Here is a 15,621-nt window from a genome sequence, read left to right on the forward strand (position 1 = left end):
GACTCTTATTACGCCTCCATCTTCCCGGTCAGACCTTCTGTCGCCGAGTAACCGCATGCTGCTGAGTCCGTTACCACAATCACGATGGCAAGGTCCTTATTCTGGTGTTGTTCAACGCACCACTGTTGAAATAATTCACCTTCTAACCGTTCAAACTCACCGTTATGTTTTTCCCACCAGCTCTTACGTACTCGCAGAGCGCTCATCTCCCACGGGTGCCCGCCTGGCGCATAAGGAGTCACCGCATCATCCACCACTTTCGCCAGCCACAACGTAACCGACTCTTCCGCCAGGCGTGTCGAAAGTTTCTCCGGCAGAAAGTCGCTAATTTCCGCACAATAGCCCGGCGCAAAGTTAAGCAGCATCTGGCTGGCAAATGCCCGGTCGCAATAAAATTTGCCTTCCTGCAATTGCTCGGTTTTTGCAAATCCAACCGGCATGTCGACATCTTCGCCGTAAACTGACTCGATTAACAATCGGGCAGATTGCGGCATCCGAATGGCCCCCTGCTCACGTAATATGCGCTGCGTCAGCCACATGCGCCCATGATCGGGATAGACATAGGCACTGTTGCGCATGGCACTGGATAACCAGTTCTCCCGCGGCGCGTCATCCCACTCCGGAGCAAGAATGCGCAGCACTGGCGCCTCGCGCTCATCCTGCCCACTCTTTTTCACCAGACCGTTACGGTCACGAATATGGCGCTGTAGCCGGCCGGCCCGCTGAATTAATAAATCCACCGGCGCTAAATCAGAGATCATTTCATCGCAGTCAATATCCAGACTTTGTTCGATTACCTGCGTGGCGATAATGACCTTACCGGCACGTTGCGCCCCGCTCTGTTTGCCAAAGAGATTCAGCGTCTGGGTCTCAATCCGCTGACGATCGTGAAAAGCAAAGCGACTATGGAAGAGTAAGAGGTTTTCCGCAGCGACAACCTTACTCAGTTGAAGCTGGCGATAGATACGAATCGCATCATCAACGGAGTTACGTATCCAGGCGATACAGTTTCCTTTTTCCACTGCTTCGCCTATACGTTCAAGACACAACGCTTCGCTGTGTAGCCAGCCAATGTTTACGCTACGCTCAACCTCCTTACGTGTATCAACCCGCTGAGAAATCAGCTCTGTTTGTGTGACCTGAGTCAGCCAGGGATAATCGTCATGGCCCAGCAACGGCGCTTGCACATTACGCCTCACCCCACGGGAAAACGCCGTCACCAGCTTATCTCGCTGCTGCTGCGATAGCGTCGCGGATAACAGAATCGTGGCATTGCCATTACTGGCCTGCCGTTCAATCAAGCCTTCGAGTATTCGGGACATCCAGGCATCGCAGGCATGGATCTCATCCGCCAGTAAAATCTTATTGCTGAGTCCCAGTAACCGCAGGTTGTTATGTTTAAATGGCATTACCGCCATCATCGCCTGATCCAACGTGCCTACGCCAACCTCCGCCAACAACGCTTTTTTATTGCTGTCGGCAAACCAGGCGGCGCATCCCTGACTATAAGGCTGTACGTCATCGGCTTCTTCGGTACCAGAAAGAGTGACCGACCATATTGACTGATTGAAACGATCCATTAAGCGACGCGCGCTATGCGCCAGAATCAGGCTGGGACGAGAATCCGGCTGATACAACGCCAGCCAGCTATTCGCCATGCGTTCAAACATCGCGTTAGCCGTCGCCATTGTTGGCAGCCCAAAATAAAGTCCCTGCGCTTTACCTGCCGCCATCAGCCGATGAGCCAGTATGAGCGCCGCCTCTGTTTTTCCGGCCCCGGTGACATCTTCCAGAATAAAGAGTTGCGCGCCATCCACGTTGATATCCAGTTCAAGCGCTTTTTGTTGTAACGGTGTGGGATGCTGAATAAAAGGGAAAAGCGTCTCTATGCCCGTAAAGGTAGACACATTCGCCACTGGCGGAAATAGCGTAATAGCAGTTTGTGCTTTAACGAGCGCTTGCTGCCAGTAGGTATCAACAGGCATTTTTTCCGCGGTACGCGGAAAATAACGACTGGCAGAACCTGTCCAGTCCGCCAGTACAACCGCAGCGGAAATAAACCAGGAAAGTTGCTGAAATTGGGCGATACCTTCATCTTCATCCCAGGCTTCAGGCAGAGTAATTAAAGGAAAGAGCGCTTTTATGCTGAGAAGGAAATCTCTCGCCGCGTCTTTATCCTGCTGGCGAAACTGATCCAGTTCCTGGATTGCCTCTGGAGGGCGTCCATGATGGCCTGTAGTGACTGGCATCCAAAGCGTCATAACGCGCTGACTTTTACGAACTGAAAGCGAGGAAGGAGGAAACAATTCAGGGCATTCACTTAGCCAGGAGTTCCACAACTCGTATCCCAGCGTGGTATGCGCGATTTTTTCATAATGCCGTGTAGGCTCATTAAAGGCATTTAAAGCCTCATGACGGTATAGTTGCTGGAAGGAGTGAGCAAATTTCCCAATATCATGCCAGCATAAAATCCAGGCAAAAAATTGCGCTGCCTGCTCCTTATCCTGAAGGCCTAATTTTTTTAGATAGTGGTCAATAAAATAAATATTATTTATCACCATCCAGTAACCCACAGCCGCAACATCTAAAGAATGCCAGCAAAGCAAATGATAATCATCGCCGCCGTCAGGCTCCCCCTGCCGGGACTTTCCCCAGTAATGATATATCGACACGTAAACTCCCGTATGATAATAATAAAATACTCTACGCCTTTTTAATGATCTTTTTTTTTGATACACCTCACGAAATTACACTTCTTAATATTACATTTAAATATTTCCTCTCAACTTTATATTTTTTGCCAAAGCATTTATTTCACGAATAATTATTATAAAATTCCCCGCCATTTCTTCTGGAAAAGGCATTCGAAGAGACCTCTTTCAATGCCTCCGGCATAAGCCAAACTTTAAAAAAACGAACATCCTCAACGAATTATCTACCTTTTGTCTGAAATCTCTTCACTCCAAAGTAGCGCCAACAATAAATCTGCTATATTTACAGTGCTGTTCAGATTATCTCCTGCGATCAACTCTGGCTGTTTTAATAAAAGAATAGTGAACTGAACGGCATATTTTACCCCCGAAGTTGAATAATATAAATTTGAAGGAAAAATTATGCCAGTCACTCTAAATTTCGGTAACCATCAAAATTATACGCTTAATGAAACTCGGCTTGCTCATCTGCTAAGTGCAGATAAAGAAAAAGCAACCCATATGGGGAACTGGGATAAAGTCCGGGACCACTTTAGATCGGAAAAAAAGGACCATGCGCTGGAAGTATTATACGCCATTATTCACGGGCGGGGTCCTGGGGAACCTGGAGAAATGGAAGTCAACGTAGAGGATATGAGTAAAATTTACGCGTTTAAACGGTTACAACATTTAGCCTGTCCCGCTCACCAGGATCTGTTTAAGATTGAGATGGATGCCTCTCAGACACAACTTTTATTTATGGTCGGCGACACGGTGATCAGCCAAAGCAAGATTCAGGATATCCTCAATACCTCAGATAATGTAGTAGTAGAATCTATGAGTAGAGAGGAGAGACAGCTATTTTTACAAATATGCGAGGTGATTGGCGCGACGATTACCTGGCACCCAGAGTTACTTCAGGGATCGGTATCGACCCTACGAAAAGAAGTCACTGGCAATGCACAAATCAAAGAGGCGGTTTATGGGATGATGCGTCCCGCAGAAGCGCCCGACCACCAGCTTGTTGAATGGCAGGACTCACTTACTGAAAATGAAAAGTCGATGCTGACCTGTATTAATGCAGGTAACTTTGAGCCTACAACTCAGTTTTGCAAAATAGGTTATCAGGAAGTAGAAGGTGAAGTCGCTTTTAGCATGATGCATCCATGCATCCATGCATCTCCTATTTGCTACATACCTATACGCCGCTTGTAGATTTTAAAGGAACAAATGCAGGTTTTTTAAATGAACTTAATCAGGATTATAACGGCTATCATAAAAATAAAATGTTTATTGATGTAATTCTTGAAAGAATATATCTAGCGCATGAACATTCTTTGCATATTGGTAAAAATGAGTGCAGTCGCAATATATTACTGACATAATGATATTGAGTAAAATAACCGATTTAAAATCCGGCAGCCTGCCGGATTTTTCATAGTGGCAAGTATAATCATACCGCGTAAGGACAATTACCCTTCATGTAGCCCGCACTCACGTTTCAGTCCGAAGAAGCGCGTCTCTTCTTCCGCCATGCCCGGTTCCCACTTGCGGGTAGTATGCGTATCGCCCACCGACAGGTAGCCTTGTTCCCACAGCGGGTGGTATTTCAGACCCTGTTTTTGCAGATACTGATATACCGTGCGGTTATCCCAGTCGATAATCGGTAGCACTTTAAAAATGCCGCGTTGAATAGCGAGAACAGATAAATGCGCGCGGCTGCCGGACTGCTCGCGGCGCAGGCCCGCAAACCATGTCTGCGCGTTTAATTCTTGCAGCGCCCGGTTCATCGGCTCGACTTTGTTGATCTCATTGTATTTCTCAATACCTTCTACGCCCTGCTCCCACAGCTTGCCGTAGCGCGCCTCCTGCCAGGCCGGACTTTCGCCCGCGCGGTAAACTTTCAGGTTGAGTTTGAGTTTATCCGTTAACTCATCAATAAACTGATAGGTTTCCGGGAACAAATAGCCGGTATCGGTAAGAATCACCGGGATTTCCGGACGGATTTGGTTTATCAGATGGAGACTCACCGCCGCCTGTATGCCAAAGCTTGAAGAAAGCACATATTCGCCGGGCAGATTTTCCAGCGCCCACGCCACGCGTTCTTCGGCAGTCAGCGTCTCCAGTTCGGCGTTAGTTTCTGCCAGAGCCAGAATGCGATCTACTTTTGGCAGGTTATTCAAAGCGTTGAGATCGAGTTGGGACATAAGTTCCTCACTGTTTGCCTTGCCTGATGGCGCTGCGCTTATCAGGCCGACAAAACGACATGACGGTAGGCTGGATAAGGCATTTATGCCGCCATCCGGCAATGCGCGTTACTCCCAGAAATCACGCGCAGGATCGAGTACCGGACGAATGATGCCCGCACGCACCGTAAAGTCGCCGAAGCCTTCACCCACTTCACGCGCTTTCACCCAACGCCCAATCAGTTCATCCAGCGAGGCCAGAATATCCGGCTCGGTGATATTTTCTTTATACATCCGTGGGATACGACCCCCGATGCGGTTACCGCCAAGATGCAAATTATAACGGCCGGGCGCTTTCCCTACTAAGCCAATTTCCGCCAGCATCGCGCGGCCACAGCCGTTCGGGCAGCCGGTTACGCGCAGAACGATATGTTCATCTCCCACGCCGTGTTTGGCCATCATCGCTTCCACCTTATCGATAAACGACGGCAGGAAGCGTTCAGCTTCGGCCATCGCCAACGGGCAAGTCGGAAAAGAGACGCAGGCCATCGAGTTTTCACGCTGCGGCGTCACGGCGTTCATCAGACCGTGGCCACGCGCCAGCTTCTCTATCTTCGCTTTCTGGCTTTCCGGCACGCTGGCAACGATCAGGTTCTGGTTAGCGGTAATACGGAACTCGCCCTGATGAATTTTCGCGATCTCCAGCAGGCCGGTTTTCAGTGGACGACCCGGATAATCCAGAATACGGCCATTCTCGATAAACAGCGTCAGGTGCCATTTATCATCAATGCCTTTCACCCAACCAATCCTGTCGCCACGCCCGGTAAATTCATACGGACGAATGGGTTCAAATGTGATCCCCGCGCGCCGCTCGACTTCCGCTTTAAACGTCTCCAGTCCCACGCGCTCAAGGGTGTATTTGGTTTTGGCGTTTTTCCTGTCGGTACGGTTGCCCCAGTCGCGCTGCGTGGTCACCACAGCTTCCGCCACCGCCAGGGTGTGCTCCAGCGGCAGATAGCCAAATTCGCTCGCGGTACGGGCATACGTTTTCTTATTGCCATGCTCAATCGATAGTCCGCCGCCGACCAGCAGGTTAAAGCCGACCAGCTTGCCATTCTCGGCAATTGCCACAAAGTTCATGTCGTTGGCATGCAGATCGATATCGTTTTGCGGCGGGATCACCACCGTGGTCTTGAATTTACGCGGCAGATAGGTCTGACCGAGGATCGGCTCTTCGTCGGTGGTCGCCACTTTTTCCTGATCGAGCCAGATCTCCGCATAGGCGCGAGTACGCGGCAGCAGATGTTCAGAGATCTTCTTCGCCCATTCGTAGGCTTCGGCGTGCAACTGCGACTCGTAGGGATTGGAAGTGCACAGCACGTTACGATTCATGTCATTGGCGGTGGCCAGCGCGTCCAGCCCGACGGCGTGCAGCATCTGATGTACCGGCTTTACGTTCTTCTTCAGAATACCGTGAAACTGGAAGGTCTGGCGGTTGGTCAGACGGATACTGCCATAAATCGTGTTATCCGCCGCAAATTTGTCGATCGCTTGCCATTGCGCCGTAGTAATCACCCCGCCCGGCAGGCGGCAGCGCAGTAGCATGGCGTGGCGCGGTTCCAGTTTCTGTTCCGCACGCTCGGCGCGGATATCGCGGTCGTCCTGCTGATACATACCGTGAAAGCGGATCAGCAGAAAGTTGTCGCCTTTAAAACCGCCGGTGAGGCCGTCATTTAAATCTTCCGCAATGGTACCGCGCAAATAGTTGCTTTCCAGCTTCATGCGCTCGGCATCGGACAGTTTACCTTCGACCACCAGTGGGCCTGGATGTTTTTCGCTCATTAGTAGACATCTCGCTGATAACGGCGCTCTACGCGCAGCTCACTTAAATATTCGTCTGCCGATTCGAGGTCCATACCGCCGAATTCAGCTATCACTTCCAGCAAAGCCTGCTCAACGTCTTTCGCCATGCGATTGGCGTCGCCGCAGACATAAATATGCGCACCATCATTGATCCAGCTCCACAGCTCGGCGCCCTGCTCACGCAGCTTGTCTTGTACGTAAATTTTTTCTTTTTGATCGCGTGACCAGGCGAGATCGATACGGCTTAACAGCCCCTCTTTCACGTAGCGCTGCCACTCCACCTGGTAGAGAAAATCTTCGGTAAAGTGCGGATTACCGAAGAACAGCCAGTTTTTGCCCGGCGCATCCTCCGCGGCACGCTGTTGCATAAAGGCGCGAAACGGCGCGATACCGGTGCCGGGGCCAATCATAATGACCGGCGTTTCCGGACTCGTCGGCAGACGGAAATTGTCGTTATGCTCGATGAACACGCGTACTTCGCCATCTTCTTCAATACGGTCGGCAAGGAAGCTGGAAGCACCGCCTGCTCGAGCACGTCCTTCGATATCGTAACGGACAACGCCGACGGTGAGATGGACTTCGTTCTCGACTTCCGCCTGTGACGATGCAATAGAGTACAGACGCGGCGTTAGCGGACGCAGCAGGCCAACTAACGCGTCGGCATCCAGTTGCGCCGGTGAGAAGCGCACCATATCAACAATGGGCGTGACGGCGGCGTAATGCTGTAACTGCGCTTTGTCGCCTACTAACGGCAACAGAGACTCACTGCGCGTCAGGGTCGCGTAGTTCTCGACAATATTGGCGGTATTCACCGTCAGTTCGAAATGCCACTGGAGCGCCTCCGCCAACGGCAGCAGTTTGCCATCAACGGTTACCGATTCGTCGCCTTTCAACCACAGCAGTTCCACGATCTCTTTAACCAGCACGGGATCGTTCTGATACCAGACGCCCAGTGCATCACCCGGCTGATAACGCAGACCGGAGTCGCCTAAATCAATCTCAATATGACGAACGTCTTTTTCCGAGTTGCGGCCAGTGATTTTCTGATTCAGCGAGAGCGAGGCGCACAGAGGCGCTTCTTTGGTATAGGGGCTGGTGTGGATTTCATTTACCGCGCCGCTGGCAACAGGCTGTGCAAACGTCGCCGTCGGCGTGCGGGATTTTAAGACATCAACCACCCGCGCGCGCCATTGTGCGGCGGCAGACTGATATTCCACATCGGCGTCCACGCGATCCAGCAGGCGTTCGCCACCGAGTTCCGCCAGCTTATTGTCAAAATCTTTACCGGCCTGACAGAAAAATTCGTATGACGTATCACCCAGGCTAAAAACAGCGAAAGCGGTGTCGTTGAGCGTTGGCGCTTTTTTGGAGAACAGGAATTTATGTAGCGCGACGGCCTCTTCCGGCGGCTCGCCTTCTCCCTGAGTGGACGTCACCATCACCAGCAGTTTTTCACTGGCAATCTGTTTGAATTTGTAGTCGCCAGCGTTCACCAAAGTCACATTAAGGTTGGCCGCCAGCAGATCATCACGCAGAGCTTCCGCCACACGACGCGCGTTGCCGGTTTGCGAAGCGGAGATAAGCGTAATCCCCGTCATCTTCCCCTCAGGAGCAGGTGTTACGGCAACAGCGCCTGAGCGCGGGTTCAGTACGCCCCAAAAATAGCCGGAGACCCAGGCAAGCTGTTCGGGAGTAAGGTCGGTTGTCGCGGCCTGGAGGCGCGCCAGTTGCTCCGGATTAAGCGGAAGCAACCCAGTCAGTGGAGCCGGTGTCGTCATGCGTCGTTATGTTCCAGTAAGCAAAGCGGATCTATACACAAAATCATTCAAGTTGCATCACAAAACGCTTTAGCGTTTTGAACAGCGCTTGTGCTGGCTGCTGTAAGCCGAGAACGCGAATCCCAGGAGCATACATAAGTACGTGACTGGGGTGAGTAAACGCAGTCAACACAAATGCGGCTTGAAGAATGAAGTGTATAAGCGATAAAACCCAAACTGAGGATAAGATTAACGGTGAGAGCAATAACAATTAAAGAAGGGTTGGAAATAACACATAACCAAATGAACTAACCTGTTTTAGTTATCGTTATTAACGCCAAAACCGATTTTATAATTGATTGATAATTATTAAATTTTCTGGAAAGCCTTAAATTAATTGCCTGTCACAGAGCGGAGAATGGTTTTAGTTAATGATAAAAAATGCGCTTTCCGGTACCCTACGGCGGTTTTTTATTGCCTGAGAGTTCATCATGTCCACCACGTTGTATAAAGATTTCACCTTTGAAGCCGCTCACCGACTGCCTCACGTGCCTGAAGGGCATAAGTGCGGCCGTCTGCACGGACACTCGTTTACGGTGCGTCTGGAAATTACCGGTGAAGTCGATCCGCATACCGGTTGGATCATAGATTTCGCGGATCTGAAAGCGGCGTTTAAACCCACTTACGATCGTCTTGATCACTACTATCTGAATGATATTCCAGGGCTGTCCAATCCCACCAGCGAAGTACTGGCAAAATGGATTTGGGATCAGGTTAAACCCGTCGTGCCGCTACTGAGCGCCGTTATGGTGAAAGAGACCTGTACAGCCGGCTGCGTCTATCGCGGCGAGTAGGTTTAAGAAGTATGGGCTGGATGCCGGATTGATTCCAGCCCATCCACACGGCGTTTCATCAGAGAAAACATTGCCTTGAGCACTGTGTTAAAAGCGCAGCACATCGCCGGTTGCAGGTGCGGTTATTTCCGGCAACCACAACCGTCCCCAGGCCCCGGTACAGTGGCAACCGCATAGTTTTTCCGGTTTTTGTTCGTGCAAAAAGCGCCTGACCCGCCACAGCGTAAATGGAGATGCGCAGCGGAGATGAAATCCGCCGACAAGCGCGTAAATCCGTTTTATACCGGTAATGTTCTGACAGTGCCGAACAATATTTGCGATCCCACGATGCCCGCATCCCGTAATGATGACTAATCCTTTTGTCGACTGGTAAATCAGTACGCCCTCGTCCAAAATAGAGTCTGGCTCCGCATCGTGGTCGCTAAAAATTCCGTAGGCTTCAGGCACGACCATCGGTATTTCCCCTGACCAGATAAAGTTTTCGCCAATCGGCAAAGGGTCACGCGTGTACACCATTCGGTAACGTGAATAGTCCACTTCACGCGACAATTTTTTTATTTTTCGGGTAATACCGAGAAAGGTCATTGCCGCATAGCGTTCGCGCGCAATATCTGGATGGCAGATGATTCGGATGTTATCAGGAAGCCACGGCACGCCGCCGCAATGATCGTAGTGACCATGCGAAAGCACCACAGCAGACACATCGGATAGATCGATCCCCATTGCCAACACATTTTGCATAAAACTGCCATCAGGGCCGGTATCGAACAATATCGACGTAGATTCATCCTGGACCAACAGGCTTAATCCCGGTCTGGCCTTCAACGATTGATTCGCTCCCGCTCCCTTATGATTTTCGAGCAATACTCTGATCGTTAACGCCATGCCCCTCTCCTGTATAAAACCCAACCGGGAAGATGTTTTTTTTACTTTACAGGTTTGTATAAGCCATTACTGGTATACAGATTATGATTATGCAACGGCTATCCCCGCTGACGCGGGGAACACTCCAGGTCTTTTGGCGTTAAGCCCTGCTGTTCCGGTTTATCCCCGCGGGCGTGGGGAACACAGTAAATGTATCTCATTATTTATGAAGTGCTTTTTATAAGCACTACATTCTATCGACCTAATCACAACAAATTTAAATTATTAAAGAAAAGTTAATTTACTGATTTTGATGCAAAAAACTCATAGAATGTTTTTTTCTTTAAATTTACTAAAATAGCGTGATCCATGCATCGCTAAGGAAAAATTTATCAGTGCTTCTATACACTCATCAAAATTCACATAGAGAAAATAAAGAATGCAAGGTAATGGATGAGTCACAGACGGCAACGACAGGCCGTCCGTAAAATTGATAGCGCATCAGGCGATATTTAAATATTTATGCGTTTGCATAGACAGCCGCCAGTTACGCGCAATACAAGTTTCAATACACAGACGCGTCGCGTCTTCTTTCTGGCTAATGGGCTGCAAAGCAATCACACGCGGTTTATCATCGCTCAACGTGGCTAACAGTTCATCCAGCGCCTCAATATCACGAACTCGCCCAACGGGATGCTTGATTTCATTGGCGCGCTCCAGTGCCTGGGAAAGCACGTCATATCCCCCACGCATATTCACTTTTGGTGAAACCGTTACCCAGGTATTGGGCGTACAGCGCACTTCGTGCGTCCCGCTGGTCTCAATCTGACAACTAAAACCATTCTTTTCAAGCAGATCGGTGAGCGGCATGAGATCGTGAATACAGGGTTCGCCACCGGTGATGACAACGTGACGCGCGGTATAGCCCTGACGATTAATCACCGCCAGCAGATCTTCACTGCTCGCAGCACCCCATTTGTCGCTCTCTTTGGTTTTTGCAAGGATACTGTACAGGGAAACTTCCCGATCGCTAAGTTTATCCCAGGTGTGTTTGGTATCGCACCAGGCACAGCCAACCGGACATCCCTGTAAACGAATAAAAATAGCGGGGACGCCGGTAAAGTAACCCTCGCCTTGTAGGGTCTGGAACATCTCGTTAATCGGGTACTGCATAGCGTTCTCTGTTAAGGGGATAATCGTTAATTATTGCAGATTTCGTCTGCCCGGTCATGCGCAGCGGCTGCGCTATTGAACAGATACAAAAAAACCCGCCGAAGCGGGTTTATACGTTAAGAGGTAAAAGCAGGATTACGCCTGACCTTTGATCTCTTTACGACCGTTGTACGGTGCTTTTTCGCCCAGAGCTTCTTCGATACGAATCAGCTGGTTGTATTTAGCAACGCGGTCAGAACGGCTCATAGAACCGGTTTTGATCTGGCCTGCAGCGGTACCAACAGCCAGGTCAGCGATGGTAGCGTCTTCAGTTTCACCAGAACGGTGAGAGATGACAGCAGTGTAGCCAGCGTCTTTCGCCATCTTGATTGCAGCCAGAGTTTCGGTCAGAGAACCGATCTGGTTGAATTTGATCAGGATGGAGTTAGCGATGCCTTTCTCGATGCCTTCTTTCAGGATTTTGGTGTTGGTTACGAACAGGTCGTCACCAACCAGCTGGATTTTGTCGCCCAGTACTTTGGTCTGGTAGGCAAAACCGTCCCAGTCAGACTCGTCCAGACCATCTTCGATGGAAACGATCGGGTACTGTTTGGTCAGCTCTTCCAGGAAGTGGGTGAATTCTTCGGAGGTGAACGCTTTGTTGCCTTCGCCAGCCAGCACGTATTTACCGTCTTTGTAGAATTCAGATGCTGCGCAGTCCATCGCCAGGGTGATGTCTTTACCCAGCTCGTAACCAGCCGCTTTAACCGCTTCAGCGATAACAGCCAGTGCTTCAGCGTTGGAGCCCAGGTTCGGCGCGTAGCCGCCTTCGTCACCCACAGCGGTGTTCATGCCTTTGCCTTTCAGCACTTTTGCCAGATGATGGAAAACTTCAGAACCCATACGGATGGCTTCTTTAACCGTTTTCGCGCCAACCGGCTGGATCATGAATTCCTGGATGTCGACGTTGTTGTCAGCGTGCTCGCCGCCGTTGATGATGTTCATCATCGGAACCGGCATGGAGTATTTGCCCGGAGTGCCGTTCAGTTCAGCAATGTGCTCGTACAGCGGCATACCTTTAGCGGCAGCAGCAGCTTTGGCGTTAGCCAGAGAGACAGCCAGAATAGCGTTTGCACCGAAGTTAGATTTGTTTTCAGTACCGTCCAGGTCGATCATGATTTTGTCGATGCCAGCCTGGTCTTTAGCGTCTTTGCCAAGAATAGCCTGAGCGATCGGGCCGTTAACCGCGCCAACAGCTTTGGTTACGCCTTTACCCAGGAAACGGGATTTGTCGCCATCGCGCAGTTCCAGCGCTTCGCGGGAACCAGTAGAAGCACCTGACGGAGCCGCCGCCATACCTACGAAACCACCTTCCAGGTGTACTTCAGCTTCAACAGTCGGGTTACCACGGGAGTCGATGATTTCACGACCGATGACTTTAACGATTTTGGACATTAGGTTTTCCTCAAGTCACTAGTTAAACTAAAACTTCAGACAAACGGTGCACCGCTGAGGGTGCACCGCCGTTCTAACTTTTTTACTTCGCCTGACGTTTCTGATGCTCGTTGGCGGCTTTAACAAAGCCGGCGAACAACGGATGTCCATCACGCGGCGTGGAAGTAAATTCCGGATGGAACTGACAGGCCACGAACCACGGATGATTCGGTACCTCAATGATCTCGACTAACTGATCATCACCGGAACGGCCTGCGACACGCAGACCCGCTGCTTCAATTTGTTTCAACAACATATTGTTGACTTCGTAGCGATGGCGATGACGTTCAACAATCGTCGGCGCGCCATACAACTGACGTACCAGGCTGTCATCGCTAAGCTGGCACTGCTGCACGCCCAGGCGCATAGTGCCGCCCAGATCGCTTTTCTCGCTACGGACTTCAACGTTGCCGTCTTCATCACGCCACTCGGTAATTAACGCCACAACCGGGTACTTACAGTCTGGCACAAATTCCGTTGAGTTGGCGTTGTCCATACCGGCCACGTTACGAGCGAACTCAATCAACGCAACCTGCATCCCCAGGCAAATGCCCAGATAAGGAATATTATTTTCACGCGCATAGCGCGCAGTGGCGATTTTACCTTCAACGCCACGATAGCCGAAACCGCCAGGGATCAGGATAGCGTCCAAATCTTTCAGAATTTCGACGCCGCGCGTTTCAACATCTTGCGAATCGATCAATTTGATGTTGACGGTAACACGGTTTTTCAGACCACCGTGCTTCAGCGCTTCGATCACCGACTTATAGGCATCCGGCAATTCAATGTACTTGCCTACCATGCCGATAGTCACTTCGCCTGCCGGGTTTGCTTCTTCGTAAATGACCTGTTCCCATTCAGACAGGTTTGCTTCCGGACAGTTCAAGCTGAATCGTTTACAAATATAATCATCAAGCCCCTGAGATTTCAACAGGCCTGGAATTTTATAAATGGAATCGACATCTTTCATTGAAATAACGGCTTTTTCCGGCACATTACAGAACAATGCAATTTTTGCACGCTCGTTGGCAGGAACCGCGCGATCGGAACGACAAATCAGAATATCGGGCTGAATACCGATAGACAGCAGCTCTTTCACGGAGTGCTGAGTCGGTTTAGTTTTCACTTCGCCCGCTGCCGCCAGGTAAGGCACCAGCGTCAGGTGCATAAACAGCGCGTGTTCACGACCGATATCCACCGCCAATTGACGAATCGCTTCAAGGAACGGCAGCGATTCGATATCGCCGACGGTACCGCCGATTTCCACCAGTACCACATCATGGCCTTCGCCGCCTTCCAGCACACGCTCTTTAATCGCATTAGTGATGTGAGGGATCACCTGTACGGTTGCGCCCAGATAGTCGCCACGGCGTTCTTTACGCAGAACGTCGGAGTAGATACGGCCAGTCGTGAAGTTATTGCGGCGAGACATCTTGGTGCGGATGAAACGCTCGTAGTGCCCCAGGTCCAGGTCGGTTTCAGCGCCGTCTTCAGTAACGAACACTTCCCCGTGTTGGATTGGGCTCATAGTACCCGGATCGACGTTGATGTACGGATCCAGTTTCATGATGGTCACGTTGAGACCACGGGCTTCCAGAATGGCTGCGAGGGAGGCTGCGGCAATGCCTTTACCCAGAGAGGATACGACCCCGCCGGTCACAAAAATATAGTTCGTTGTCATGCGGAACCTGAGAAGTTAGGTTTAAAAGACGATGGAATAACCAGGACGGGAAAGCAGTATACCCGAACATGACCTACGCCACAAACTTTCATTATTCCTCCTCTTCGTCAGGCTGATATTCACATAGGGAGTGAGAAAATAGCCCCTTTGAGGTAAATGTTTTTGACGTAAATCAAGCGCTTGTTATTTAAAAAATCACACAAATCGCTCTTGACCGCCTAAAACCTTTAGAGATCAATTTCCTGGCGTTTTACCTCCTGCCAAACTTCTTCCATTGTTTCCAGGTCCACCCCGGTCATTTCCAGGCCTCTGGCTGCGACAATGCGTTCAACTTCGCGAAAACGACGTTCAAATTTATCGTTTGCTTTTTGCAATGCGAGCTCCGCTTTCGTACCTAAATGACGCGCCATGTTGACCGTGGCAAAGATCAAATCGCCCATTTCCTCTTCCAGTTTAGCCTGATCAACAACCGCCTGCCGCGCCTCAAACATGACTTCATCGATCTCTTCATAGACCTTATCGACGACCGGTCCCAACGTCGTCCAGTCAAAGCCCACGTTTGAACACCGTTTCTGTATTTTTTGTGCACGCATTAAGGCCGGTAAACTGCGTGGAATATCATCCAGCGCGGAATGCTGCGCTTTTTGCGCACGTTCTTCCGTTTTTATTTGCTCCCAGCGGACTAATACGTCTTCGCTATTATTCGCGGAAAGCTCCCCAAAAACATGGGGATGGCGGCGCTCCAGTTTGTCGCTGATGGCAGCGCAGATATCATTAAAATCGAAAAGGCCTTCTTCCTGCGCCATCTGTGCGTAAAACACCACCTGAAACAACAGGTCACCCAGTTCGCCGCGCAAATCGTCAAAATCCTCACGCGCAATCGCATCCAGTACTTCATAAGTTTCTTCAAGCGTATAGGGCGCAATGCTGGCAAAGGTCTGCTCTTTATCCCACGGGCAGCCGCCTTCCGGGTCGCGCAGGCGCTGCATGATATTAAGCAGACGGTCAATTTGATTCATTAAAATATCCTGAAAACATAGGCCCGATGAGCAAAGCGCCATCGGGCGAAAAACGCCGGAT

The 15,621-nt window shown here is 50.3% G+C and carries 10 protein-coding genes and 1 pseudogene; 2 read left to right on the plus strand and 9 right to left on the minus strand.

What is annotated here, in order from left to right; genetic code table 11:
• Positions 1-8: 8 nt before the first annotated feature.
• Positions 9-2,672: a CRISPR-associated helicase Cas3' gene (gene cas3 / locus F4V72_RS01525; RefSeq protein ID WP_136058038.1), complete on the minus strand. Its 2,664-nt coding sequence runs from the start codon at positions 2,670-2,672 to the stop codon at positions 9-11.
• A gap of 441 nt (positions 2,673-3,113) precedes the next feature.
• Here cas3 and sopD point away from each other — a divergent pair.
• Positions 3,114-4,075 (plus strand): annotated as a pseudogene (gene sopD, locus F4V72_RS01530) (SPI-1 type III secretion system effector SopD).
• Positions 4,076-4,162: 87 nt separating this feature from the next.
• On the opposite strand, the gene cysH reads toward sopD, so the two are convergent.
• The 3 genes from cysH to cysJ form a co-directional block, all read right to left on the minus strand.
• Complete coding sequence (gene cysH / locus F4V72_RS01535) at positions 4,163-4,897, minus strand: phosphoadenosine phosphosulfate reductase (RefSeq protein WP_023249290.1); 735 nt, start codon at positions 4,895-4,897, stop codon at positions 4,163-4,165.
• A 108-nt stretch (positions 4,898-5,005) separates the two neighbouring features.
• The gene (gene cysI, locus F4V72_RS01540) at positions 5,006-6,718 is read right to left on the minus strand and encodes an assimilatory sulfite reductase (NADPH) hemoprotein subunit (RefSeq protein WP_136058037.1); all 1,713 of its coding nucleotides are present in this window, start codon (positions 6,716-6,718) and stop codon (positions 5,006-5,008) included.
• Positions 6,718-8,517: an NADPH-dependent assimilatory sulfite reductase flavoprotein subunit gene (cysJ, locus tag F4V72_RS01545; protein ID WP_136058036.1), complete on the minus strand. Its 1,800-nt coding sequence runs from the start codon at positions 8,515-8,517 to the stop codon at positions 6,718-6,720. The genes cysI and cysJ overlap by 1 nt, the downstream gene beginning before the upstream one ends.
• Before the next feature lie 470 nt (positions 8,518-8,987).
• Here cysJ and queD point away from each other — a divergent pair, with 470 nt between their 5' ends.
• Complete coding sequence (queD, locus tag F4V72_RS01550) at positions 8,988-9,350, plus strand: 6-carboxytetrahydropterin synthase QueD (protein WP_053509151.1); 363 nt, start codon at positions 8,988-8,990, stop codon at positions 9,348-9,350.
• 87 nt (positions 9,351-9,437) lie between these two features.
• Here queD and F4V72_RS01555 read toward each other — a convergent pair whose 3' ends face one another.
• From F4V72_RS01555 to mazG, 5 genes are all read right to left on the minus strand, one after another.
• A complete protein-coding gene (locus F4V72_RS01555; RefSeq protein WP_053529398.1) occupies positions 9,438-10,235 on the minus strand; it encodes an MBL fold metallo-hydrolase in 798 nt (265 codons plus the stop codon).
• A gap of 480 nt (positions 10,236-10,715) precedes the next feature.
• Entirely contained in the window at positions 10,716-11,387 is a 672-nt protein-coding gene (gene queE, locus F4V72_RS01565; RefSeq protein WP_023249286.1) for a 7-carboxy-7-deazaguanine synthase QueE, read from the minus strand.
• Between the two features lie 135 nt (positions 11,388-11,522).
• Positions 11,523-12,821 carry a phosphopyruvate hydratase gene (gene eno, locus F4V72_RS01570; RefSeq protein WP_000036734.1) on the minus strand — a complete coding sequence of 433 codons (1,299 nt, stop codon included), beginning with the start codon at positions 12,819-12,821 and terminating at the stop codon, positions 11,523-11,525.
• Positions 12,822-12,903: 82 nt separating this feature from the next.
• Positions 12,904-14,541: a glutamine hydrolyzing CTP synthase gene (gene pyrG, locus F4V72_RS01575; RefSeq protein WP_136058035.1), complete on the minus strand. Its 1,638-nt coding sequence runs from the start codon at positions 14,539-14,541 to the stop codon at positions 12,904-12,906.
• A gap of 227 nt (positions 14,542-14,768) precedes the next feature.
• On the minus strand, positions 14,769-15,560 hold the full coding sequence (gene mazG, locus F4V72_RS01580; RefSeq protein ID WP_053509154.1) for a nucleoside triphosphate pyrophosphohydrolase: 792 nt from the start codon (positions 15,558-15,560) through the stop codon (positions 14,769-14,771).
• Positions 15,561-15,621 lie beyond the last annotated feature (61 nt).

Origin of the sequence: Salmonella enterica subsp. diarizonae (assembly GCF_008692785.1) — a bacterium.
GTDB lineage: Bacteria > Pseudomonadota > Gammaproteobacteria > Enterobacterales > Enterobacteriaceae > Salmonella > Salmonella diarizonae.

Coding starts and splice junctions, on each gene's coding strand:
- cysH (WP_023249290.1), bottom strand. CDS start 4,897: ATGTCCCAACTCGATCTCAACGCTTTGAATAACCTGCCAAAAGTAGAT.
- cysI (WP_136058037.1), bottom strand. CDS start 6,718: ATGAGCGAAAAACATCCAGGCCCACTGGTGGTCGAAGGTAAACTGTCC.
- cysJ (WP_136058036.1), bottom strand. CDS start 8,517: ATGACGACACCGGCTCCACTGACTGGGTTGCTTCCGCTTAATCCGGAG.
- queD (WP_053509151.1), top strand. CDS start 8,988: ATGTCCACCACGTTGTATAAAGATTTCACCTTTGAAGCCGCTCACCGA.
- F4V72_RS01555 (WP_053529398.1), bottom strand. CDS start 10,235: ATGGCGTTAACGATCAGAGTATTGCTCGAAAATCATAAGGGAGCGGGA.
- queE (WP_023249286.1), bottom strand. CDS start 11,387: ATGCAGTACCCGATTAACGAGATGTTCCAGACCCTACAAGGCGAGGGT.
- eno (WP_000036734.1), bottom strand. CDS start 12,821: ATGTCCAAAATCGTTAAAGTCATCGGTCGTGAAATCATCGACTCCCGT.
- pyrG (WP_136058035.1), bottom strand. CDS start 14,541: ATGACAACGAACTATATTTTTGTGACCGGCGGGGTCGTATCCTCTCTG.
- mazG (WP_053509154.1), bottom strand. CDS start 15,560: ATGAATCAAATTGACCGTCTGCTTAATATCATGCAGCGCCTGCGCGAC.